The following is a 24,257-nucleotide window of genomic DNA, read 5'->3' as shown; positions in this document are numbered from 1 at the left end:
AAGAAGGGATTTTATGGCTAATATTAAAGACATTGCAGACAAAGCTGGTGTCTCCGTTACGACGGTTTCCAGAGTCATAAACAATCATCCTTATGTAAGTGAAGAGAAAAGAAAAAGAGTGCTTGAAGCAATGGAAGTGTTGGAGTACACAAGAAATGTCCACGCTGTTCATTTGTCGAAGGGGTTTTCAAACATGATCGGTGTTGTGATGCCGACGATCGGCCTTCCTTATTTTGCGGAACTGATGGCGGGAATCTCAGACGCTGCCGCAGAATCAGGCATTCACCTCTCTTTATTCCAGACAAATTATGACGTGAAGAAAGAAATCTTTGCGCTGTCCCAATTAAAACAGCGCCAGGTTGACGGTTTGATTTTTTGCTCGAAGGCGCTGTCTGATGACAAGCTCAAGGAGTGGGAAGGGCCGATATTGCTTTGTCAGAATTCAAACAAGGGCGGGTTTTCCACAATCAGCATTCCTCATCAAGCTGCCTTCCGGGACGGACTCGACTATTTAATCGCCAAAGGGCACAAAAAAATAGCGATTTGCTTAGCGAGAAAAAAAGGCATGAACAGTCATTTTCGCATCAAAGCATATAAAGAAGCATTGGAAGAGATCGGAGAAACATTCAATGAAGAATGGGTGATTGAGAAAGCGATTACAATGAACGATGGAAAAGCGCTTTTTCATAAATGGAACAACTGGAGAGAAAGGCCGACGGCTATTTTTGTCGCGAATGACCAGGTATCGGCAGGGCTTTTACTCGAAGCGAAAGCTCAGAAAGTGTCTGTTCCGGATGAACTTGCGATCTTAAGCTTTGATAACCATGAAATCAGCCAATTGCTTGGGATATCAACCATTGATATTCAAGCGAAGGAAATGGGCAAGCAGGCGTTTGCCATGCTGGAAAAAAGGATTCAAGGTCAGCCGATTGAAAGCAGAGTTCTTGATTACCGTCTCATTGAAAGATCGACTGTTTAGTGAAAGCATGAAAAAAGGTTTGACGCGCATTCCGTTCGTTATGTACGATATGAGGTATTGAATGACAAAGGAGCTGAGGATCGTGAATGGGTCCTTTACAGTGAAAAAGGTACTGAATAATAACGTATTAATTGCTTCTCATCATAACTACAGTGAAGTAGTTTTGATCGGAAAAGGAATTGGTTTCGGAAAAAAACAAGATGATGTGATTGAAGATAAAGGGTACGATAAAATGTTCATTTTAAAGGACGAAAAGGAACAGAAGCAGTTTAAAAAGCTCCTCGACTATGTTGATGAAAAGCTCGTTGATATTTCAAACGATGTCATATACCACATCAGCAATCGGACAAACCGCTCACTAAATGAACATATTCATATCGCACTGACTGACCATATTGCATTTGCAATCAAAAGGCAGCAGCAGGGCTTTGATATGAAAAATCCTTTTTTAATGGAGACGCAGTCACTTTATCCGGATGAATATCAGATTGCCAAAGAAGTCATTGATATGATCAATGAAAAAGCAGGTATCTGCCTTCCGGAAGGGGAGATCGGTTTTATCGCCTTGCATATTCATTCAGCCCTGACGAATCGCCCGCTGTCTGAAGTCAATAAGCATTCTCAGCTGATGGCGCAGCTTGTCGAGGTGATTGAAGACTCGTTTCAAATGAAAGTAAATAAGGAAAGCGTCAACTATTTACGGCTTATCCGGCACATCAGATTTACGATAGAAAGAATTAAAAAAGAGGAACCGACTAAAGAACCAGAAAAATTAATGTTGTTATTGAAAAATGAATATCCGCTATGCTACAATACAGCTTGGAAATTGATTAAAATCTTGCAGCAAACATTGAAGAAACCAGTTCATGAGGCGGAAGCGGTTTATCTCACGCTTCATCTGTACCGATTAACCAATAAAATTTCATAAATTCAGTTTATCCTTTAAAAACGTGTTACTGATCCGATCAGGCATGAGTGATTGAGGGGAAAAAACGGGAAGGTCATTCTCGTTCTTTTGCGCACCCTATTTTGCTCATGCCTTTTTTGTTGTGTAAAAGGGCAAATGTAAACGGTTAAACTGGAAGACTTACGCCTGTGAATTCGTTGTCATGATTTTTAGCTGTAAGGTCAGACTAGTAAAAAGAGGAGGTCAATTCTTATGTTTAAAGCATTATTCGGCGTTCTCCAAAAAATCGGGCGTGCGCTTATGCTTCCAGTTGCGATTCTTCCTGCGGCGGGTATTTTGCTTGCGATCGGGAATGCAATGCAAAACAAGGACATGATTCAAGTCCTGCATTTCCTAAGCAATGACAATGTTCAGCTCGTAGCGGGTGTGATGGAAAGCGCTGGGCAGATTGTTTTCGATAACCTTCCGCTTCTTTTCGCAGTAGGTGTAGCCATCGGGCTTGCCAACGGAGATGGAGTTGCCGGGATAGCAGCAATTATCGGTTATCTGGTGATGAATGTATCCATGAGTGCGGTTCTTCTTGCAAACGGAACCATTCCTTCCGATTCAATCGAAAGAGCCAAGTTCTTCACGGAAAACCACCCGGCATATGTAAACATGCTCGGCATACCTACCTTGGCGACAGGGGTATTCGGCGGTATTATCGTCGGTGTGCTGGCGGCATTGTTGTTTAACAAATTTTATACAATTGAATTGCCGCAATATCTTGGTTTCTTTGCGGGTAAACGTTTCGTACCGATTATTACGTCAATTTCCGCACTGATTCTGGGTCTTATTATGTTAGTGATCTGGCCTCCGATCCAGCATGGATTGAATGCCTTTTCAACTGGATTAGTGGAAGCGAATCCAACCCTTGCTGCATTTATCTTCGGGGTCATTGAACGTTCGCTTATTCCATTTGGTCTGCATCATATTTTCTACTCGCCGTTCTGGTATGAATTCTTCAGCTACAAAAGTGCAGCCGGAGAGATCATCCGCGGGGATCAGCGCATCTTTATGGCGCAGATTAAAGACGGTGTACAATTAACAGCAGGTACGTTTATGACAGGTAAATATCCATTTATGATGTTTGGTCTTCCTGCTGCGGCACTTGCGATTTATCATGAAGCAAAACCGCAAAACAAAAAACTTGTTGCAGGTATTATGGGTTCAGCAGCACTGACATCCTTCTTGACAGGGATCACAGAGCCATTGGAATTCTCATTCCTATTCGTTGCCCCTGTCCTGTTTGCGATTCACTGTTTGTTTGCAGGGCTTTCATTCATGGTCATGCAGCTGTTGAATGTTAAGATTGGTATGACATTCTCCGGCGGTTTAATTGACTACTTCCTTTTCGGCATTTTACCGAACCGGACGGCATGGTGGCTTGTCATCCCTGTTGGTTTAGGGATTGCGCTTATTTACTACTTCGGATTCCGATTTGCGATCCGCAAATTTAATCTGAAAACACCAGGCCGTGAGGATGCTTCAGCTGAAACAGCAGCATCTGGGAAAACAGGAGAAGCAGGCGACCTTCCTTACGAGATCCTGCAGGCAATGGGTGACCAGGAAAACATCAAACACCTTGATGCTTGTATCACTCGTCTGCGTGTGACAGTAAACGATCAGAAAAAGGTTGATAAAGACCGTCTGAAGCAGCTTGGCGCCTCCGGGGTTCTGGAAGTGGGCAACAATATTCAGGCGATTTTCGGACCGCGTTCTGACGGATTAAAAACACAAATGCAGGACATCATCGCGGGACGCAAACCAAGACCTGAACCGAAAACATCCGCTGAGGAAGAAGTAGGGCAGCAGGTTGAGGAAGTCATTGCAGAACCGCTGCAAAATGAAATTGGCGAGGAAGTCTTTGTTTCTCCGATTGCTGGAGAAATTCACCCGATTACTGATGTTCCTGACCAAGTCTTCTCAGGAAAAATGATGGGTGACGGCTTTGCGATCCTTCCTTCTGAAGGCATCGTCGTTTCTCCTGTGCGAGGAAAAATATTAAATGTGTTCCCGACAAAACATGCAATCGGCCTGCAATCCGACGGTGGAAAAGAAATTTTGATCCACTTCGGCATTGATACGGTCAGCCTCAAGGGCGAAGGGTTTACGTCTTTCGTATCAGAAGGGGACCGCGTTGAGCCTGGACAAAAGCTTCTTGAAGTTGATTTGGACGCAGTAAAACCGAATGTACCGTCTCTGATGACACCGATCGTATTTACGAACCTTGCTGAAGGAGAAACAGTCAGCATTAAGGCAAGCGGATCAGTTAACAGAGAGCAAGAAGACATTGTGAAGATTGAAAAATAAGGGTATATAGTACGCTGTGCTTGTCAGATGACAAGTACGGCTGTATGATATAATATTGTGAAGTAATATAGCTTTAAGTTAAAAGGAGAATGATAAAAATGGCACAAAAAACATTCAAAGTAACTGCAGATTCTGGAATTCACGCTCGTCCTGCAACAGTTCTTGTACAAACTGCAAGCAAATACGACGCTGATGTTAATTTGGAATATAACGGCAAAACTGTAAACCTTAAATCAATCATGGGTGTTATGTCTCTTGGAATCGCTAAAGGCGCTGAAATCACAATTTCTGCTGCTGGCGCTGACGAAAACGATGCTCTTAACGCTTTAGAAGAAACAATGAAAAGCGAAGGACTCGGCGAGTAATGCAAGAATTAAAAGGGATTGGTGCTTCAGCCGGCATCGCGATTGCAAAAGCGTACCGGCTTGAAGAGCCAGATTTAACGGTTGAAAAGAAAAACATCTCTGATTCTGAAGCGGAAGTAAGCCGTTTTGATGAAGCGATTGCACGTTCTAAAGAAGAGCTCGAAAAAATCAAAGAGCATGCTTTGAAAGAACTGGGTCAGGATAAAGCTGATATTTTTTCTGCTCACCTTTTAGTTCTCAGTGACCCTGAGCTTCTGAATCCTGTGAAAGAAAAAATCAGCTCTGATTCTGTAAACGCTGAATTCGCTCTAAAAGAAACGTCTTCTATGTTCGTTACCATGTTTGAATCTATGGATAATGAATACATGAAAGAGCGTGCGGCAGATATCCGCGACGTAACAAAACGCGTAACGGGCCACCTGCTTGGCGTTGAAATTCCAAACCCAAGCATGATTTCAGAAGAAGTTATTATTGTAGCTGAAGACTTAACACCGTCTGACACGGCTCAATTAAACCGTGAGTTCGTAAAAGGATTCACAACTGATATCGGCGGACGCACATCTCACTCTGCCATCATGGCGCGTTCTCTTGAGATTCCTGCAGTTGTCGGAACGAAAGCGGCTACAGGCACGATCCAAAACGGCGTGACTGTTATCGTTGACGGTATTAATGGCGATGTCATTATCGATCCTTCTGCGGAAACTGTAAAAGAGTATGAAGAAAAACATAACGCTTATTTAGCTCAAAAAGCTGAGTGGGCGAAGCTGGTCAATGAACCGACTGTATCAAAAGACGGTCATCATGTAGAGCTTGCAGCGAATATCGGTACTCCTGATGATGTGAAGGGTGTTCTTGAAAACGGCGGAGAAGCAGTTGGTCTTTACCGTACAGAATTCCTTTACATGGGAAGAGATCAGCTGCCTACAGAAGATGAGCAGTTTGACGCTTACAAAACGGTTCTTGAGCGTATGGAAGGAAAATCAGTTGTCGTTCGGACACTTGATATCGGCGGAGACAAAGAGCTTCCTTACCTACAGCTTCCTAAAGAAATGAACCCGTTCTTGGGCTACAGAGCGATTCGTCTTTGCCTTGAAGAGCAAGAAATCTTCAGAACACAGCTTCGCGCGCTGCTTCGTGCAAGTACATACGGAAACTTGAAAATCATGTTCCCTATGATTGCGACAGTTAACGAATTCAAAGAAGCGAAAGCGATCCTTCTTGAAGAGAAAGAAAAGCTTGTCAAAGCGGGACAAACTGTATCTGACGACATCGAAGTCGGTATGATGGTTGAGATTCCGTCAACTGCAGTTATCGCTGATCAGTTTGCTAAAGAAGTTGACTTCTTCAGTATCGGAACAAATGATTTGATCCAATACACAATGGCAGCTGACCGTATGAATGAACGTGTATCTTACCTGTATCAGCCATACAACCCTGCAATCCTTCGCTTAATTACACTTGTAATTGAAGCGGCACATAAAGAAGGAAAATGGGTCGGCATGTGCGGAGAAATGGCAGGGGACGAAATTGCGATTCCGATTCTTCTTGGCTTAGGCTTAGATGAGTTCTCAATGAGCGCAACTTCTATCCTTCCGGCAAGAACACAAATCAGCAAATTGTCTAAACAAGAAGCTGAGTCATTCAAAGAGAAAATCTTATCTATGAGCACGACAGAAGAAGTTGTCGCGTTCGTAAAAGAAACATTCAAGTAATTCACAAAAACCAGACGGCCTCCGGCCTGTCTGGTTTTTTTCATAATCAGGGATGCAGCGGGGCACAATAACATGGCTAGGAGGGATAGAATGTCAAACGAATTTAACGCAGGAGATACAGTCTACGTCATCTACAGAAATCCGCACGCCGCCAATGTTGCTCATATAAAAGAAGCTGAAATTGTGTATCACCCATACCATGAGGGTGAGCTTTCCCTGTTTATATTTGAAACCTATCATCCGTTTGCTGAGGATGATGCTGTTTTTGCAAGCTATGAAGAAGCAAAAACGCTTTACAAAGAATTATTTGATATCGATCCGTACGAGTAACAAGGAAAACATTACAACTCATATCCTTTCCGCCTTATGAGAAAAGTAACGGTAGAAAAGGAAAAGGATGTGGCACCATGCAGAACCCATTTGTTCCGCAGCTCGTTTATATTGAACCGAGAGCAATGGAATATCCATTGGCACAGGAATTACATGATAAATTTGAAAAAATGGGCATCGAAATCAGAGAAACGACGTCCCATAACCAAGTGCGCAATATTCCTGGTAAAAACCATCTTCAGCAATACCGTAATGCAAAATCAACTTTAGTAATCGGCGTCCGAAAAACATTAAAGTTTGATTCTTCAAAACCGTCAGCTGAATATGCGATCCCGTTTGCGACAGGCTGTATGGGGCATTGCCATTACTGCTATTTACAAACCACAATGGGAACAAAACCCTATATCAGAACCTATGTAAATGTCGAAGAAATCTTGGACCAGGCGGATCAGTATATGAAAGAACGTGCACCGGAGTTTACAAGGTTTGAAGCTTCATGTACCTCAGATATTGTGGGCATCGACCATTTGACACATACGCTCAAGCACGCCATTGAACATTTTGGACAGAGTGAGCTTGGCAAGCTCAGATTTGTCACGAAGTTTCACCATGTTGATCACCTTTTGGATGCGAAACATAACGGGAAAACAAGATTCAGATTCAGCATAAATGCTGACTATGTGATTAAGAATTTTGAGCCGGGAACCTCTCCTCTCGATAAACGGATTGAAGCGGCTGTAAAAGTAGCGAAAGCAGGCTACCCGTTAGGCTTTATTGTTGCGCCGATTTACATCCATGAAGGCTGGGAGGAAGGATACAGGCATCTGTTTGAAAAACTTGATGCCGCTTTGCCGCAGGATGTCAGACATGATATTACCTTTGAATTGATTCAGCATCGATTTACGAAGCCGGCGAAACGAGTCATTGAGAAGAATTATCCAAAAACAAAGCTGGAGTTAGATGAAGAAAAGCGGCGCTATAAATGGGGACGCTACGGGATCGGAAAATATATTTATCAGAAAGATGAAGAGCATGTGCTTCGGGAAACGCTTGAATCTTATATCGATACGTATTTTCCTAATGCAAAAATTGAATATTTCACGTAAACGGGCTGTCAGCTTTACAGCTCGTTTTTTCATAAAAGGGATTTTTCCACTCCATCAACACCCCGTAATTCAAGGATTCTTCATCGTCCAAATAATTACTGACGATGCAGAGCGGTGAACGGCCGCAATGGAGGAGAAATGACAGTACAGGATCTTTCTTTTTTCCTTCTATAACATCCTCTACATATTGTGAAGCACTGATCTCATGTGCGTACTTATGATAAAAAGGAATACGTCCGCCGCCGAGTAACCGTTCCATTCGCTTTTCAACCGCTAATTCATACATCGTATTCATCAGCCATTTTCCTATTCCAAGCTTCCGGTAATGCGGTGAAACCGAAATATCCACTACATATAACGTATTTGCCTGCGGATCATGACATGTAATATAGCCGTTATCTGTTGTCTCCGCCCATGTATGCTCGGGAGCATTGGGATCAAAATGCACGATAAGAGAAGTCACCGAACCGACGATCTCACCATTAACCAGCGCGCATAAGGCGCCTTCCGGAAAGGTGTTGATATGGCTGGCGAGCTGTTCTTCTGACCATAGCAATTCCTGCGGAAATGGAGGGGGAAAACACTCTTTCTGAAGAGAAAGCAAGCCCTCTATGTCTGTTCTCAAATAATTTCTGATCGTCAGCCGCTCAAATTTAATGCCATTATGGACATACATCTGTTTAAAAATGACAATCACTCTCCTTGTGCTGTTTATTATATCGTAATCCAAACTGCTGAAACACAGCCAGTTAGAATTTTCAGTAAATATCTTGTGATTTCAATATAATTTATTTTATGATTATTCATTTTTTGGGTGAAAAGGCCGATATAGAAAATAGGAGGGGATTGGTTTGTTTAAAAAACTTCACATGAAGATTGCTGTTTTCGTTTCTATCATGTTAATCGTCACAGTTGTTCTTTTGATGCTTTCTTCTTACCTGACGTTAAAACCGATGATTACAGAGGATGGGAAAAACACGACACAAAACGTAACAAACTCGCTTGAACAAAATATCGAACTGCAATTAAAGAGTTATGACATCTCGCTGTTAAGATTGGCAAATGGAGAATTAACACGTGCGTTTGTGACAAACTCAAGTAAAGAAGCTGCCAGGCTGTTTAATAATGACATTAAACAAATTAAAGAAAACGATGATTATGTGGCGATGGCCTATATAGGCACCGCAAAAAAAGAAATGTTTACATATCCGAAAGCAGAATTTGCAGAAGATTATGATCCGGTTTCTAGACCATGGTATATGCGCGCGGCTGAAACACCGGATAAAGTCGTCTGGACGGAACCCTATAAAGATGTCGTGACGGGAGAAATGATCGTCACAGCCTCAAAAGCAATTCTTGACGGGCAGAAGGTGATAGGCGTTGCCAGTTATGATCTGAAACTTTCTTCCATCCAGACCATGGTAAATAAGCAAAAGGTGCCATACAATGGCTTTGCTTTTTTAGCTGATGCAAGCGGCAATCTTTTAGCACATCCGTCAAACCAAGGAAAAAATATCTCCAAGGACCAAACATTAAAAACCATTGCATCTGACAAAAACGGGATACAAGATGCAAAGGGAAAAATGATTGTGTATCAAACGGTTGGAGAAACGGGATGGAAAGTCGGAACACAATTTGACACAAATAAATTAATGTGGATTTCAGATAAAATGAATCGGGCGAACCTTTTCATCTCACTCATCGCGCTGGCGGTGACGATTATTCTCAGCTACTTCCTCGCCAAAACAATAACCGGGCCGATCCAGCAGCTGATTGCAAAAACAAAGGCCGTCTCTGCAGGCGATTTGACAGTGCATGCAGAGTCAAAGACCAAGGATGAAGTCGGCATGTTAACAAGAGACTTTAATCAGATGGTTGAAAACATGAAGGAAATGGTGGAACAAGTCAGACATTCTTCAGGAAAAGTGTCTGACACCTCTGAACAATTAACAGCTATCTCCGCTGAAACCAATGAAACGAGCGGACAAATTGCAAAAGCGATCGAAGAAGTGGCAGCAGGGGCAACGGAACAGGCTTCAGAAGTTGAGACCATTAACGAAAAATCAGAAAACCTGTCTGCTAAAATCAGACGGATAGCTGATCAGGCAGGCGGCATGAAAGCACGTTCAAAATCCTCAGAGGATGCAAGCTATAAAGGGCTTGACGCGCTCGGCCAGCTGCTGATGAAATCAAACGAAGCCAATACGGAAACAAAGAAAGTCGAAACGATGTTGCTGGATTTGGAAAATCAAACGAAGAATATTGAAGAAGTGGTTACTGCGATTTCAAATATTTCGGATCAAACCAATTTACTTGCCTTAAATGCGAGTATTGAAGCAGCCAGAGCCGGTGAAAGCGGACGCGGATTTGCAGTCGTGGCTGAAGAGGTGCGGAAGCTTGCCGAGCAGTCAGCGCTTTCCACCAAGCATATCAGTGAGACAGTGAAGTTGATTCAGCTTGAAACAAAAGAGGCTTCCCATGCAATGGTCGAAGCAAGTAAAATGAATGATGAACAAAACAGCGCAATTCATGAGACTGGCGAAGTATTAAACACCATCACCGCGGAAATGCAGTCACTTGTTCAAGGTATTGATCAAATTTACGAAGAAATACAAAGAATGAGTGAAGAACAGCTTGCCATTTCTGAAGCGATTCAAAGTATCTCAGCTATATCACAGGAATCGGCTGCTGCAGCGGAGGAAGTCAACGCCTCAACCGATGAACAGCTGATCACGCTTGAGAAAGTCAAACACTCAACTGATACATTAAAACATGCAAGCCAAGAGCTTATGAACGCTATTGCTAAATTTACATTATAATCAACATTGGATACCCAGGACTTTTTCAAGTTTTGGGTTTTTTTATTTTTTAGACTCTACTATATGATTACTAGATATGGTAGTCTAGAAAATGATAAATTTTAACTAAATGAAATTAACGTCTGGGGGAATTTACTTGAAAAAAACAGTCGGTTTTATCGGTCTTGGAGTAATGGGAAACAGTATGGCTTCACATATCCTTAAAGATGGACATCACGTATTGGTGTATACCCGGACAAAAGCAAAAGCGGACAGCATACTGGAAAAAGGCGCGGTGTGGAAAGACACTGTAAAAGAACTATCGAAAGAAGCGGATATCATTATTACAATGGTAGGCTATCCCAGTGATGTAGAAGAAGTGTATTTCGGCAGCAGCGGAATTATTGAACATGCTAAAAAAGGCGCGTATCTCATTGATATGACGACTTCCAAACCGTCGTTAGCCAAAAAAATTGCGGAGACAGCCAAAGAAAAATTATTATTTGCCTTAGACGCACCTGTTTCAGGAGGTGACATTGGCGCACAAAACGGAACACTGGCGATTATGGTTGGAGGAGAAAAAGAAGCGTTTGAAGCTTGCCTGCCCATCTTCACTTTAATGGGAGAGAATATTCAATATCAAGGGCCGGCAGGAAGCGGACAGCACACAAAGATGTGTAATCAAATCGCGATTGCAGCAGGTATGATCGGTGTAGCCGAAGCGATGGCTTATGCCCAAAAATCAGGCCTTCAGCCGGAAAATGTCCTGAAGAGCATTACAACTGGAGCGGCAGGAAGCTGGTCATTGTCAAATCTCGCCCCGCGTATGCTGAAAGGTGATTTCGCACCCGGCTTCTACGTTAAACACTTTATTAAAGACATGGGAATTGCTCTTGAAGAAGCAGAGCTCATGGGAGAAGAGATGCCCGGATTGACGCTGGCCAAATCATTATACGACAAGCTTCCGGAACAAGGGGAAGAAAACAGCGGGACTCAAAGCATTTATAAGCTTTGGGTGAAATAAAAAAGATTGCCCGACGGGGCAATCTCAGCTTGTCGACAAAGTCACAAAAAGTGGCTTCATCGACAAGCTTTTTTTGTTAAAATGTAAATGAATCTAGTTTTTGGAGGTTTTACCATGTTGTCCAAGCACTCAAAAGATCAGCGTGAACAGCTCCGAAGTCGTTACCTTAAGTGAACTTGTCCCTGAAGATCATTTGGTCAGGAAGATGGAAGAAGCCATGGATTTTTCGTTTATTTATGGTAAAGTTACCCCTCTTTATTCTTCAAAAGGACGTCCAAGCATTGATCCTGTCGTATTGATCAAAATAGTCCTGATTCAATACGTGTTTGGCCATCGCTCCATGCGCGAAACCATTAAGCAAATTGAAACCGATGTGGCTTGACGCAAGATTTAATAAAAGATGGTTTCAAATAGATCGGTGTCATGAAAACGACGTTCATAGTTTTTACTGAAGGTTGAAAAATTAGGGATTTTTTCAGAGAATCCACATCCAATAAACCAACGAAAAGAAACGAGGGCTTATCAGGGGCTGCTAGATCAAGAAATTAACGCCAATCGTGAAGCGAACGGTAAAAAACCTTTGAAGCCCAGAACATGCTCAGAGAAACGAGAAATAAAAGAAAGTACGACAGACCCTGAAAGCGGATATTTTGTGAAGGGTGAACGGGAACGCCTTTTTGCTTATGGTTTTCATACAGCTTGTGATCGGAACGGGTTTGTATTGGGGACGGTTGTTGAGCCGACGAATATTCATGACAGTCAAGTGTTTGCGCCTTTGTTCCAACAAATAAAAGAACGTGTTGCCAAGCCTGATACAGTCGCAGTTGATGCTGGATATAAGACACCATTTATCGCGAAGTTTCTAAGTGATGAAAATGTTCGCCCTGTCATGCCCTACACCCGACCGCAAACGAAAAAAGGATTCTGAGAAAACACGAATATGTCTACGATGAATACTACGATGCTTACATTTGTCCTGAAAACCACGTTCTGACTTATCGCACAACCAACCGAGAAGGCTACCGGGTATATGCGTCAGATCCAAAACGATGTGAACTGCCCATTACTGAATCAATGTATGGAAAGTCGAAATCACCAAAAAATAATTAATCGGCATCTTTGGCAAGATCATTTAGATGAGGTCGATCATTTGCGGCACACGGACGAGAATAGGCAAATCTATGCCAAACGCAAAGAAACGATCGAACGGATTTTTGCGGATTTAAAGCACAAGCATGGTCGGCGCTGGACAACCCTGCGGGGAAAGAAAAAATTGTCCATGCAGGCGATGCTTGTTTTTGTTGCCATGAATCTAAAAAACTGGCGAATTGGACTTGGAAAGGACCAATACGCCAGCCTATTCGACGGAAAAATAGAATAAATTGGATAAAAACAGGTCGGATCATAGAGATCCGACCTGTTTTGTCAACGGTCTGAGATTGCCCGACGGGGCAATCTTCTGTCTGGTGAGTTAGCACTTGTAAATTCCCGCATTTTTGTCTAACCGCTTCAATGATAGCTTCGGAACCCAATGTTAAAAAGAGAGCTTCTTTTTTGAGCTGTTCTTCTTGTTCGGGGAAAAAATAAGTAAACTCAAATGACTCTTGTTCAGGGGTTTCAAATATTTGATAGTTTTTAGCTAACTCTTGTTTCAAGGTGACCAACTCGAGAGCGGCTCAGGACACGCCAGCCTTTTGATCGACGCGATTGTACTGCATGATCCGGACCGCCTGTTTGAATACGCGAAACGGAGCTCGCTTTCGAGCGCTTCACAGCCGTCCTGCATAAGCATTAGGAGGTTAAAAGGTATGAACACCAATTCCTTATGTAATTGAAAAAAAAGCGGCAGGAGAAAGATCCTACGATATTTTTCCACGGCTTTTGAAAGACCGTATCATAATGATCGGCTCTGAATTTACGGACGATCTCGCTAACCGTATAACCGCCCAATTGCTATTTTTGTCAGCAGAAGACAATGAAAAGGACATTTCGGTCTATATCAACAGTCCGGGTGGATCAACCTCTGCCGGATATGCAATCTTAGATACGATGGAATATGTAAAACTGGATATTCGCATAATCTGCGTCGGGATGGAGGATTCGATGGGAGTGATCATTCTCGCGGGCGGAACGAAAGGAAAGAGGTTTGCCTTTAAAAACAGCGAAATCATGATTCACCAGCCGCTTGGCGGTGTCAAAGGACAGGCGATGGACATGGAGATTTTTGCGAGACGGATCATTAAGCTGAAGGACAAAATCTAGCAATTTTTCCATGAACGGACGGGTCAGCCGCTGGAAAAACTAAAAGAAGACATGGAACGCGACTATTTTATGGATGTCGAGGAAGCGAAGGCTTACGGTATTGTTGATGGTGTTTTGTAAACAATGATCTGCAAACCTTGTATTCTTAGGGCCTTTAATGAAGACAGGAACTTGGCAGGATAATGTATTAACGTGTATCCATTTATAATGTTCTACTGTGAATAATTTTGAAAATTCCCCTCGTTTATTTGATGCAGACTGTCTATTATAAATCAAAAGGGGGATTGCCGAATAATCATTAGGATTAATACAACTTTACTACAGTAGGATTTATCATGTTTGATTCAAACTATGAATTCGAGTAACCCAAACATAGCAAAAAATCGAGTTCGTATTCCCGCAATTAAAACCTAATAATTTGGCATCCGAAATTGAAACTCTACAGATTAGCCTTCTAGCAAAACTGAAAATAAAAGAGGATGTATCGTAAAAATCTAAGAGATTTACGAAAACATCCTCGATTCAGAGATTTCATCATTACATGCTGTTTTTGAGAATTCCAGATGAAATCAACGTAATAATATGAATTTTAATGTTGTACAGTAATATAGTGCTTCAGTTCTCCTGTAAAGGTTTGATGTCCCCAAGTCGTTGATACCAGCACATCATACTTGCCTGCTGGAATATTTTTTGTTGAAAAGCTTACTCTAAAACTGCGAATATTACGGCGATCAACATCTATTCTTTTTACTAATTTTCCTTTTTTATTTATAAGAGCAACTACAACACCGTTGTTTAGCTCAGCATGCCTTCCGGACATAGTACCTGTTACGACAATAGAAGTAGCGTGTTTTGAGTAAGTATTGGCATCTGTTTGAAATTTAATTGCTCCTTTTGAAGTCATGGCTAACGCTTCTGAACTGTTTGAGAAAATCCCTAATGTCAAAAGAGCAGCTATGAATAGTGTCATTACAATTTTTTTCAATTTAAACTTCCTTTCTTCCTTTATTTAGAAACCTATTTACTATATTAATAAATTTTGAAGAAGTATTCAACGAAAAAATAGGTAAATTCTACTTTTTTGTTATAAAAAGTATTAAATAAAGATTTTGCCGTCTCCGGGTTCACTGGTTTTCAGCACTTTTTGCGCCGTCTCAGCCATTTTTTCAACAGGAGGTTTTTTCCTGAAACAAACAAGCGATTTTGTCTGACCTTTTCTTTATGGTCTTCCCATACATGCCGAGTAATAACTTTCTGATGGTTCTTTGATTTGTGCAGTTCTCAAGCAGCGGGCAGAAGGAACATATTTCAGGATTTGATTTATATGATGGGTAGCCTTTTCGGTCAGTTGTTAAGTATGTAAGGGTTTGCTGGTTCTGACAAATATATCTGTCTTGTTCACTGTCGTAATGAAATTTCCATTTTGGAAATAAGCCTCTGGCAGGATGGTAACGCCTATGTGCGATGACACCAAAGATATGACGGTCAGATAATCCTTTACAGATCGGAGTCGTTAAATATCCGGAATCAAGGGCGACGGCTTCTACTTGAAACCCAAATCGTGCGATTTGGTGGTCTAATCGGTCAAGATAAGGCACAGAATCATGGACATTTCCAGGTGTGACATAGGTATCTTGTGATAATGTTGTATTTCATATCTGTTGTGCGGTGATCTAAATAGAAAAAACCTTCTGGTTTGTTTTCGCTGTAGTAGTGTTTCACCTTTTCAATGATGAAAGAGAAGTCTATGTGTTTATCAATTTTTCGAAGCAGATGATCCTCTTCGAAAAGTTGGTCGAGAAGAACAAATTCGGCTGTGTTTTGAGAAGAATTTCTTGTGTGGAACATGAGAAAGACACTGTCCGTTTTAGTCTTTCTTTTATTTTATTACAGGAGAATGGATATTTTAAGGGAAAATAATAAAAAAGAGATTGCCTGTCCAAAACAGGCAATCTCTTTTTTATTATTTTCCGATGAATTGCTGTGTCCAGTAGCTGCCGGATTCAACATAACCGACACCGATGTGTGTAAAGTTAGGGTTAAGAATGTTTTTTCTGTGGCCCTCACTGTTCATCCAAGCTTTTACTACTTCTTCAGGTGTTTTTTGTCCTTTAGCAATGTTTTCACCAGCTGTTTTGTAGCTGATTCCGAAAGATTTCATCATATCAAACGGTGAGCCGTAAGTTGGGCTTTGGTGATCAAAATAGTTTTTGTCTTTCATATCCTGTGATTTTGCACGTGCAGATTTGCTTAATGTTTCATCAATTTGAAGCGGTTTTAAACCTTGTTTTTGTCTTTCAGCATTTGTCAGCTCAACAACTTTTTTCTCATATGCACTTACAGATGAAGGTGCAGCTGTTGTTGTATTATTGCTTGTTTTTTCAGCAGTAGCCGGTGCTTTAGCAGCAGTGCTTTGATCAGCGGCTTTTTCAGGAGCCTTTTGAGCTGGCTTTACTGCTTCCGGTTTTTGAACATCCTGAATCTTCATGTTGGATTGTTTCGCATGCTTTTGAAGGAGCTGCTCAAGCTCTTTTTCATTCGCCGCGTTTAGTGTTTTTATATTTGTTTTAATATGTAGCTTTTTCACTACATCCTTAAGCGTAAGGTTTTGCACTGTGTTCCCCGTTTTGACCGTTACCACAGGCTGGCAGGAGAGTTCTTTCGCTGATGCTTGCTGTACGCCTCCGAATGTGAATAATCCAACCGCAGCGGCAGCAGATAAAATAAATGCTTTTTTCATTAGTTCGTAACCTCCTAGAGTTGTTTGTTTTCTACAAAAAAATCATAACATAGCTTTTTTGTCATAAAGAATCCATCACTTTCCTTTGACAAATGATGATTGTCATTTTTGTAATCAAAACGCACTGAACCGCTGATGACAAGCGAGTCATGCGTATGTAGTGACTTTATCTCACAGTTACATAGCTTCCTATTTTTTGAATCGTTAGTTATATTTTAATGTATTTCATTATTGACAACTTTTTTTATCCCTTTTCGCTGTAACAACTATTACAAAGGTGTTACAATTAAAAACAGTATATGTAAATATATTGAATGATTTGAGAGGGGTAACCAGAAGTGACTGAAATAGGACGTGAACCAAAGAAAAAGCGAAAAGGAAGCAGAGCAATCAGAATGAATCTGTATTTCCTAGCGGTCTTTGTTCTATTTACTGCATTAATCTTTAAGCTTGGCGTTGTTCAAATTGTCGAAGGCGAACAGCATGAAGAAAACGCTGAGAAAGCTAATGCGAAAACAGCGTATTATCCAGCGCCTCGGGGAAAGATGTATGACAGAAACGAGAAAGTGGCTGTTGATAACCAGAGCGTTCCGGAAATTGTGTATGTCTCAACATCAAGCACAAAAACAAAGGACAAAATCAAAACAGCTAAACGGCTTGCCGCTTTGATCGATATTGATACCGAATTTTTAAAGGATAGAGATTTACGTGATTACTGGCTCGCTTCTCATCCGAAAAAAGCCGCCCGCCTGTTAAAGGAATCTGAAAGCAATCTGAAGGGGACACAGGCTTACAAGCTTCAAGTGGAACGCGTCCCGGCTAAAGAATTGAAGGCCATTCAGCGGGATGACGAAGCTATGCAAACCGCGGCCATATACACAAGATTTTCAAGCGGGAATGCGTATGAACCTCAGATTGTAAAAGCGATGGACCCAAATGACAGCAACGGCAACGGCAAAAGCGGATCATTGCTTGATGAAAAGAAAAACTCCTCGCAAAGACCGAAAAGTGATTTAACATATGATGAAATTTCTATTGTGTCTGAGCATTTAGAAGAGCTGCCGGGGATAGATGTCGTAAACGATTGGACACGAAAATACCCTTATGACAAAACACTTTATTCCGTTTTTGGAGGTGTCACAACACCTGATCAAGGGCTGCTCAGCGACCGGAAAGACTTTTATGTTACGAGAGGCTATGCGAGTAATGACAGAGTAGGCAAAAGTTATTTGGAGTATCAATATGAGGACTATTTAAATTCTCATAAAGAAAAAGTGGAATACGTGGAAGACAATAAAGGAAATGTCGTCAGCCAGAAAACAATCGACAAAGGCAGCCGGGGCTATGATCTTCGTCTTTCATTTGACATGGAGCTGCAGGCAAAGGTAGAAAAGATTGTGGAAGAAGAAGTGAGAAATAGCCGCGCACGCGGAAACTATATGCTTGACCGGGCCTTTGTTGTGATGATGGATCCGAATAACGGCGATATTCTGTCGATGGCAGGAAAAAAGATAGATTTAGAAACAAATAAGATTCAAGATTATGCGATCGGTGCTTTTACAACCCAATATGAAATGGGATCAGCAGTAAAGGGCGCAACCGTTCTCGCGGGCTATCAGGATGGGATTCCGCATTATAAATATTTCCATGATGCGCCGATGTATTTAGGAAGGAACCTCATAAAAAAATCTTACACAAATATGGGAACCATCAATGAATTAACGGCTTTGCAAAAAAGCTCAAACGTTTATATGTTTAATGTTGCTATGCATATTGCTGGGGTAACGTATAAGCCGCATGGACCGCTTCCTGCTGATCAGAAGGATCTGCTCAAAATGAGAAATTACTACAGCCAGTTTGGCCTTGGAGTCAAGACTGGTGTTGACCTGCCGCAGGAATCTGCAGGAATGCAAACGACACCTGATGTTGTAGGGGGCTTAATTTTAGACTTGGCAATTGGTCAATATGATACATATACACCGCTTCAGATGGCGCAGTACATTTCGGCAATCGCAAATGGCGGATACCGCATACAGCCTAGAATCGTCACAAGTATCCATAAACCCAGCAGTGAAGAGGAGCTTGGAAAAACAATTGAGCAAAGAAAGCCCAACATCCTGAATAAAATCAATAATACGGAAAGTGATATTCAGCAAGTAAAAACTGGAATGAAATTAGTTACAACTTCGGGGACCGCTAAAAATACTTTTACAGAAGACGTGTCTGGAAAAACGGGAACAGCGGAAACATTTTACTATGGCACAAATCAAAATTGGTGGGGAAAAAGCCCATACAATCTAACATTTGTCGGCTATTACCCATCGAAAAATCCAAAAGTTGCATTTAGTGTGGTTGTACCTTCAGTAGCAAACGATCACGATCCGATCAATAAGTTAATCGCCAAAAGAGCCATACACGCTTACGCAGAGCTCGAAAAGAAAAATAGCGAAAAATAAAAAACAGGGTGCACATCTGACAGATTGTGTGCCCTTTCTTTTACTCAAAAATTAGAGATCACTATAAGAATAGAAGGAGAATACTCATTTTCTAGCGAATCATACTAGGTAAAAGTCAATCTGTAAATGTCGAACATGATGATCATGCAAAGGAGGGATTCTGTGGAACAGGATACGCAGTATGTTAAGCCATTTCAAACGAAAACCGATATTCATGCAGTCTTGGCTTCTAATGGGCGCATCATTTATATATCAGCCAACTCCAAACTGTATCTGGGTTATCTCCAGGGAGAAATGATCGGATCATTCCTCAAGACATTTCTGCATGAGGAAGACCAATTTTTAGTTGAAAGCTATTTTTATAATGAACATCATCTGATGCCGTGCACCTTTCGTTTCATTAAAAAAGATCATACGATTGTATGGGTGGAGGCTGCAGTAGAAATTGTGACGACGAGAGCTGAGCGGACGGAACGGGAAATCATTTTGAAAATGAAGATTCTCGAAGAAGAGTCCGGGCATCAGCCTCTTAGCTGCGAAAAACATGAAATTGAGCCTGCGAACCCGGAATCAACTACATATATAACGGATGATTATGAGCGGCTAGTTGAAAATCTTCCAAGCCCGCTATGCATCAGTGTCAGCGGCAAAATCGTCTATGTGAACAGCGCAATGCTTTCCATGCTGGGAGCAAAAAGCAAGGATGCTGTTATTGGCAAATGGTCCTATGAATTTATTGAGGAAGAGTATCATGATATCGTGAAAAACAGAATTATACGAATGCAAAAAGGAATGGAAGTCGGAATGATTGAACAGACGTGGAAAAGGCTTGATGGCACACCTGTTCATTTAGAAGTGAAAGCGTCCCCGACCGTCTACAAAAACCAGCAGGCTGAACTGCTTCTGCTAATCGATATCTCTTCAAGGAAAAAATTCCAAACCATCCTGCAAAAAAGCCGTGAACGATATCAGCTGCTGATTCAAAATTCAATCGATACTATTGCTGTGATTCATAATGGGAAATGGGTGTTTATGAATGAGTCGGGAATTTCGCTGTTTGAAGCGGCGACCTATGAGGATTTAATCGGCAAAAATATATACGATCAGCTTCACCCATGCGATCATGAGGACGTGAAAGAGAGAATCCAAAATATTGCCGAGCAAAAAACAGAATCGGAAATCGTTAAGCAATCATGGTTTACCTTTCAGAACAGGGTCATCTACACGGAGATGGTCTGCATTCCGACGACCTTTTTCGGTGAAGCGGCTGTCCAAGTCATTCTGCGTGATATTTCTGAGAGAAAACAAACAGAGGAACTCATGCTTAAATCAGAAAAGTTATCTATCGCGGGACAGCTCGCAGCGGGAATCGCGCATGAGATCCGCAATCCGCTGACCGCGATCAAAGGGTTTTTACAGCTGATGAAACCGACGATGGAAGGAAATGAACATTATTTTGACATTGTATTCTCTGAGCTCAGCCGAATTGAATTAATACTCAGTGAACTGCTGATGCTGGCAAAGCCCCAGCAGAATGCCGTGAAAGAGCATTTGAACTTGAAAAAACTAATCGGTGAAGTCTCTGCGCTGCTGGAAACCCAGGCGAATTTAAACGGGATTTTCATCAGAACCCGTTATGAGAAAGACAGCATTTATATAAACGGGGACCAAAATCAGCTGAAGCAGGTATTCATTAATTTAATAAAAAATGCAGTAGAATCTATGCCTGACGGAGGCACTGTAGACATTATCGTAACAGAGGATAAGCATTCTGTTCATGTTACCGTCAAGGACGAAGGGGAGGGCATACCTGAAAAGGTGCTCAACCGTATTGGAGAACCATTTTTAACGACAAAAGAAAAGGGAACAGGGCTCGGGCTGATGGTAACATTTAATATCATTGAGAATCATCAAGGCGTTATCCATGTAGACAGCCAGCCGGATAAAGGCACAGCGTTTAAAATCTCATTTCCAAAAAAATAAAACAACGGCTTAAACGCCGTTGTTTATATCGTCTGCATCGATTCCCTTTTCTTTAGTACAAATAATTCTAAACGATCTAATCCTTCTCTTAATGTGTCCAGCGAGTATGCAAAAGACAGCCTTACATATCCTTCACCAAACGCTGAGAACGAGCTGCCGGGCACAAGCGCCACACCAGCATCCTCCAAAAGAGCCATACTAAAGTCAAACGAAGACATCCCAAAGGATTTAATAGAAGGAAAAATATAAAATGCGCCAGACGGTTTTACGACATCAAGCCCCATCGACACGAGGCGGTCATACACATAATCGAGCCGTTTTTTGTACTGCTCTCTCATGATCAGGGCGTCGTCAAATCCGTTAGTCACAGCTTCAAGCGCTGCCTTCTGAGAAATAGAGGACGCACATGACACATTGTATTGATGAACCTTTAAAATGTGTTTTGCTATGTCTTTCGGAGCGAATAAAAATCCGATTCTCCATCCCGTCATGCTGTGGGACTTTGACAAGCCGTTAATGACAATGGTTTGATCCCGCAAATGTGTTGCAATCGAATGGTGCGGTCTGTCATATGTTAATTCGCTGTATATTTCGTCTGACAATACGAAGACATTTCTGCCTTTTAATAGAGCCGCGATGCTTTTCAGCTCTTCTTCAGATAATGTCACACCGGTAGGGTTTGACGGATAAGGAAGCACGACACACTTGGTATTGGGAGTCAGAGCTTCTTCAATCAGCCGGGCTGTGAGTTTAAACCCGTGAGACGTCGTGTCAACAATGACAGGCTTGGCACCGCATAAATTGATAATAGGTTCATAACCCGGGTATATCGGACCTGGCATAATGACTTCATCGCCGGGAGACAGAATGGTGCGGAATGCTGCATCAATGGCTTGGCTTGCTCCCGTTGTGATCATTATTTCACTTTCAGCTTCATAGTTGAAGTCTGCTTTTTTCTTCATATAAAGCTGAACAGCTTGTCTCAATTCCAGGTAGCCGGCATTTGGAGTGTATGACGTAACGTTGTCATCAATGGCTTTTTTTGCGGCAGCTTTCACATGATGCGGCGTGAAAAAATCAGGCTGGCCGATCGTAAGTGAAATGACATTTTCGTGTTGAGATACAAGATTTGAGAATTTGCGTATTCCTGAAATTTCAATTTCTCTGGCTTTCGGATTCAGCAAATGTTCCATAATTCATCACCTTAATATATATAATGAGTTTCTCCTATTTTACCACTAGCTGGCCATTTGTCACCTTTTTAACCGATATATTTCGATTGTATGCGCCTATTTACTAAACATACCTTCCTTCTCAGAAAAAAAGAAGACAACCAGCGATTTGATTGTCTTTATTGTATCATGTTCTATTATTGTTTATATGTGCCAATTTCATCAATAACCATAGTCAAAATGAAGGTCTTCGTGCCAAATCATGTACGGGGGATGCTCTTGTTGAAGATCAGCAGATTCTTTCTTCATATGAAGATAAGTCTCTTCACTGATATCCTCTAAAACAGTCATTTCATCTTCTTTAAATATTACTAAAGTACCCATTATTTACACCCTTCTTTGGAAAAATCCTTGACTATTTTATCACTGTCAGTCGGAATGTCAATGGACATTAGGAAAAAAGTTTCTTTTTTTGAGATTGTCAGCATAACTATGGCCAGAATAGGATTTTGAAGAGCCTCACCATTCATTTTTTATAATTTGCGCCGATATATACAGTACAATACTGAATGCGAATAGCGAGGGATTGAATTGTCGTTACAACAATACGAAATTTTATTGGATTCTGGTACAAATGAATTAGAAATTGTGAAGTTTGGCGTTGGTGGCAATGCTTTCGGCATTAACGTCATGAAAGTGAGAGAGATTATTCAGCCTGTCGAGGTCACATCAGTGCCTCACTCCCACCAGCATGTAGAAGGAATGATTAAACTAAGAGGAGAAATTCTCCCAGTCATCAGCTTGTTTTCCTTTTTTGGGGTTGAGCCTGAGGGATCAAAAGACGAGAAGTATATCGTAACTGAATTTAACCAGCGAAAAATTGTTTTCCATGTCGGATCTGTTTCTCAAATTCACAGGGTTTCCTGGGAAGCGATTGAAAAGCCAACTTCCTTAAATCAAGGAATGGAGCGCCACCTCACAGGGATTATTAAACTGGAAGACATGATGATCTTTTTGCCTGATTATGAAAAAATCATCTATGATATCGAATCAGACTCAGGTGTTGATACGTATAATATGCATACCGAGGGCTTCGATGAAAGAAGAGCTGATAAAAAACTTATCATTGTGGAGGATTCACCGCTTCTGATGCGCCTCTTAAAGGATGAATTAACAGAAGCCGGATACAACAATATTACAGCGTTTGAGAATGGAAAAGATGCATATGACTATATCATGAACCTTACCGAAAGCGGCAATGATTTAACAGAACAAATCGATATGATCATCAGTGATATTGAAATGCCGAAAATGGACGGACACAGGCTGACAAAGCTGCTTAAAGACAATCCGAAGAGTTCTGATGTGCCGATAATGATTTTCTCATCATTAATTACAGATGATTTGCGTCACCGGGGAGAAGTGGTCGGCGCCGATGAGCAAATCAGCAAGCCGGAAATCAGCGATCTGATTAAAAAAGTGGATACGTATGTGATCGATTAATAAAAAAAAGCCGGATGCCATAAGTGGCATCGGCTTTTTTTATTAAAAATAACTCTCGCCGAGTTTCTTAAAGACAGGCTTATGATAAGCGGGCTGCTGGCGATTCGTCACAAGCGGCTTTTCTTTCATGCCGACGTATTTTTGCAATAGGTGTTTTGCTTTTGTTAAAGACATTTGAGCTTTTGGATTTCGGTACGACTGATTAAGTGTACCTAAATGCGGAAGATGTTCGAAGTCTTCTTTAGTTGGAGGCATGTGAAAATAGTAGTCTCCGATTGAGATAAGCACGTCCGATTGCTGTTGGCTGAACCTTGGATTTTTTGAAAAATGAAGCCCTATTTTTTTTCCTTTACCTTCTTTGACAAGCTTTTGCAAAGCCCGTTTTTTCAGCAGATATAGGTATTTAGGGTTGGGGGCGGTTTTTGCATGGCGGTTCACAGTGTAAACTGCTTTTGAAAGATTTTCTACGGTTGGCTGCAGATCTTTCGAGTATGCATGGTCGTCCATTATTTCTCTCCTTTGCTCTTATCAAATTTCTTATGATTAGATTATACTTTTTTAAGGTTGA

At 41.5% G+C, this 24,257-nt stretch carries 19 protein-coding genes and 4 pseudogenes; 15 read left to right on the top strand and 8 right to left on the bottom strand.

Features of this window, described 5'->3' with window-relative positions; genetic code table 11:
• Positions 1–13: 13 nt before the first annotated feature.
• From MTN95_RS03055 to splB, 7 genes are all read left to right on the top strand, one after another.
• Positions 14–979: a LacI family DNA-binding transcriptional regulator gene (locus MTN95_RS03055; protein WP_101865214.1), complete on the top strand. Its 966-nt coding sequence runs from the start codon at positions 14–16 to the stop codon at positions 977–979.
• A 61-nt stretch (positions 980–1,040) separates the two neighbouring features.
• Entirely contained in the window at positions 1,041–1,907 is an 867-nt protein-coding gene (glcT, locus tag MTN95_RS03050) for a glucose PTS transporter transcription antiterminator GlcT (protein WP_248336889.1), read from the top strand.
• A gap of 231 nt (positions 1,908–2,138) precedes the next feature.
• Positions 2,139–4,238, top strand: a complete 2,100-nt coding sequence (gene ptsG / locus MTN95_RS03045; protein ID WP_044156106.1) for a PTS glucose transporter subunit IIABC — start codon at positions 2,139–2,141, stop codon at positions 4,236–4,238.
• A gap of 98 nt (positions 4,239–4,336) precedes the next feature.
• A complete protein-coding gene (locus MTN95_RS03040; RefSeq protein ID WP_010334034.1) occupies positions 4,337–4,603 on the top strand; it encodes a phosphocarrier protein HPr in 267 nt (88 codons plus the stop codon).
• Entirely contained in the window at positions 4,603–6,315 is a 1,713-nt protein-coding gene (gene ptsP, locus MTN95_RS03035) for a phosphoenolpyruvate--protein phosphotransferase (protein WP_059292877.1), read from the top strand. The genes MTN95_RS03040 and ptsP overlap by 1 nt, the downstream gene beginning before the upstream one ends.
• A gap of 90 nt (positions 6,316–6,405) precedes the next feature.
• On the top strand, positions 6,406–6,645 hold the full coding sequence (splA, locus tag MTN95_RS03030; RefSeq protein ID WP_248336887.1) for a splAB operon transcriptional regulator SplA: 240 nt from the start codon (positions 6,406–6,408) through the stop codon (positions 6,643–6,645).
• 77 nt (positions 6,646–6,722) lie between these two features.
• Complete coding sequence (gene splB / locus MTN95_RS03025) at positions 6,723–7,751, top strand: spore photoproduct lyase (protein WP_024121198.1); 1,029 nt, start codon at positions 6,723–6,725, stop codon at positions 7,749–7,751.
• Here splB and MTN95_RS03020 read toward each other — a convergent pair.
• On the bottom strand, positions 7,744–8,445 hold the full coding sequence (locus tag MTN95_RS03020) for a GNAT family N-acetyltransferase (protein WP_105955559.1): 702 nt from the start codon (positions 8,443–8,445) through the stop codon (positions 7,744–7,746). The two genes, splB and MTN95_RS03020, sit on opposite strands and share 8 nt — an antisense overlap.
• A 157-nt stretch (positions 8,446–8,602) precedes the next feature.
• On the opposite strand from MTN95_RS03020, the gene MTN95_RS03015 reads away from it, so the two are divergent.
• From MTN95_RS03015 to MTN95_RS03005, 3 genes are all read left to right on the top strand, one after another.
• A complete protein-coding gene (locus tag MTN95_RS03015; RefSeq protein WP_202853419.1) occupies positions 8,603–10,570 on the top strand; it encodes a methyl-accepting chemotaxis protein in 1,968 nt (655 codons plus the stop codon).
• A 136-nt stretch (positions 10,571–10,706) separates the two neighbouring features.
• A complete protein-coding gene (locus MTN95_RS03010; protein ID WP_248336885.1) occupies positions 10,707–11,573 on the top strand; it encodes an NAD(P)-dependent oxidoreductase in 867 nt (288 codons plus the stop codon).
• Between the two features lie 205 nt (positions 11,574–11,778).
• The gene (locus MTN95_RS03005) at positions 11,779–11,955 is read left to right on the top strand and encodes a transposase (protein ID WP_396022359.1); all 177 of its coding nucleotides are present in this window, start codon (positions 11,779–11,781) and stop codon (positions 11,953–11,955) included.
• 8 nt (positions 11,956–11,963) lie between these two features.
• Here MTN95_RS03005 and MTN95_RS03000 read toward each other — a convergent pair whose 3' ends face one another.
• Positions 11,964–12,068: a hypothetical protein gene (locus MTN95_RS03000; RefSeq protein WP_445817418.1), complete on the bottom strand. Its 105-nt coding sequence runs from the start codon at positions 12,066–12,068 to the stop codon at positions 11,964–11,966.
• A gap of 13 nt (positions 12,069–12,081) precedes the next feature.
• On the opposite strand from MTN95_RS03000, the pseudogene MTN95_RS02995 reads away from it, so the two are divergent.
• Positions 12,082–12,914: pseudogene (locus MTN95_RS02995) on the top strand (transposase); the annotation flags it as partial.
• Between the two features lie 477 nt (positions 12,915–13,391).
• Positions 13,392–13,955: pseudogene (locus tag MTN95_RS02990) on the top strand (ATP-dependent Clp protease proteolytic subunit).
• A gap of 469 nt (positions 13,956–14,424) precedes the next feature.
• Here MTN95_RS02990 and MTN95_RS02985 read toward each other — a convergent pair.
• The 3 genes and pseudogenes from MTN95_RS02985 to MTN95_RS02970 form a co-directional block, all read right to left on the bottom strand.
• Entirely contained in the window at positions 14,425–14,820 is a 396-nt protein-coding gene (locus MTN95_RS02985; RefSeq protein ID WP_101865211.1) for a hypothetical protein, read from the bottom strand.
• Positions 14,821–15,008: 188 nt separating this feature from the next.
• Positions 15,009–15,683, bottom strand: a pseudogene (locus tag MTN95_RS21630) (transposase); the annotation flags it as partial.
• 115 nt (positions 15,684–15,798) lie between these two features.
• A complete protein-coding gene (locus MTN95_RS02970; RefSeq protein WP_029441230.1) occupies positions 15,799–16,575 on the bottom strand; it encodes a CAP domain-containing protein in 777 nt (258 codons plus the stop codon).
• A gap of 338 nt (positions 16,576–16,913) precedes the next feature.
• On the opposite strand from MTN95_RS02970, the gene MTN95_RS02965 reads away from it, so the two are divergent.
• Positions 16,914–19,031: a peptidoglycan D,D-transpeptidase FtsI family protein gene (locus MTN95_RS02965; protein WP_142367350.1), complete on the top strand. Its 2,118-nt coding sequence runs from the start codon at positions 16,914–16,916 to the stop codon at positions 19,029–19,031.
• A gap of 162 nt (positions 19,032–19,193) precedes the next feature.
• Positions 19,194–21,014 carry a sporulation histidine kinase KinA gene (kinA, locus tag MTN95_RS02960; protein WP_044156088.1) on the top strand — a complete coding sequence of 607 codons (1,821 nt, stop codon included), beginning with the start codon at positions 19,194–19,196 and terminating at the stop codon, positions 21,012–21,014.
• A gap of 9 nt (positions 21,015–21,023) precedes the next feature.
• On the opposite strand, the pseudogene MTN95_RS02955 reads toward kinA, so the two are convergent.
• A pseudogene (locus MTN95_RS02955) lies at positions 21,024–22,207 on the bottom strand (aminotransferase A).
• 201 nt (positions 22,208–22,408) lie between these two features.
• Positions 22,409–22,570 (bottom strand): hypothetical protein, encoded by a 162-nt coding sequence (locus MTN95_RS02950; protein WP_229148095.1) that lies wholly within the window; start codon positions 22,568–22,570, stop codon positions 22,409–22,411.
• A gap of 207 nt (positions 22,571–22,777) precedes the next feature.
• On the opposite strand from MTN95_RS02950, the gene cheV reads away from it, so the two are divergent.
• Complete coding sequence (gene cheV / locus MTN95_RS02945; RefSeq protein ID WP_248336883.1) at positions 22,778–23,689, top strand: chemotaxis protein CheV; 912 nt, start codon at positions 22,778–22,780, stop codon at positions 23,687–23,689.
• A gap of 42 nt (positions 23,690–23,731) precedes the next feature.
• Here the strand turns inward: cheV and MTN95_RS02940 are convergent, their stop codons facing one another.
• Complete coding sequence (locus MTN95_RS02940; protein WP_024121211.1) at positions 23,732–24,196, bottom strand: YkyB family protein; 465 nt, start codon at positions 24,194–24,196, stop codon at positions 23,732–23,734.
• Positions 24,197–24,257: the final 61 nt, after the last annotated feature.

Origin of the sequence: Bacillus sp. 2CMS4F, from assembly GCF_023161785.1 — a bacterium.
GTDB lineage: Bacteria > Bacillota > Bacilli > Bacillales > Bacillaceae > Bacillus > Bacillus halotolerans.
This window is presented reverse-complemented; position numbering and strand designations above follow the sequence as displayed.

Excerpts from the sequence above, each read along its gene's own strand:
- MTN95_RS03055 (WP_101865214.1), top strand. The coding sequence starts at position 14 with ATGGCTAATATTAAAGACATTGCAGACAAAGCTGGTGTCTCCGTTACG.
- glcT (WP_248336889.1), top strand. The coding sequence starts at position 1,041 with ATGACAAAGGAGCTGAGGATCGTGAATGGGTCCTTTACAGTGAAAAAG.
- ptsG (WP_044156106.1), top strand. The coding sequence starts at position 2,139 with ATGTTTAAAGCATTATTCGGCGTTCTCCAAAAAATCGGGCGTGCGCTT.
- MTN95_RS03040 (WP_010334034.1), top strand. The coding sequence starts at position 4,337 with ATGGCACAAAAAACATTCAAAGTAACTGCAGATTCTGGAATTCACGCT.
- ptsP (WP_059292877.1), top strand. The coding sequence starts at position 4,603 with ATGCAAGAATTAAAAGGGATTGGTGCTTCAGCCGGCATCGCGATTGCA.
- splA (WP_248336887.1), top strand. The coding sequence starts at position 6,406 with ATGTCAAACGAATTTAACGCAGGAGATACAGTCTACGTCATCTACAGA.
- splB (WP_024121198.1), top strand. The coding sequence starts at position 6,723 with ATGCAGAACCCATTTGTTCCGCAGCTCGTTTATATTGAACCGAGAGCA.
- MTN95_RS03005 (WP_396022359.1), top strand. The coding sequence starts at position 11,779 with ATGGAAGAAGCCATGGATTTTTCGTTTATTTATGGTAAAGTTACCCCT.
- MTN95_RS02970 (WP_029441230.1), bottom strand. The coding sequence starts at position 16,575 with ATGAAAAAAGCATTTATTTTATCTGCTGCCGCTGCGGTTGGATTATTC.
- MTN95_RS02950 (WP_229148095.1), bottom strand. The coding sequence starts at position 22,570 with ATGGGTACTTTAGTAATATTTAAAGAAGATGAAATGACTGTTTTAGAG.
- MTN95_RS02940 (WP_024121211.1), bottom strand. The coding sequence starts at position 24,196 with ATGGACGACCATGCATACTCGAAAGATCTGCAGCCAACCGTAGAAAAT.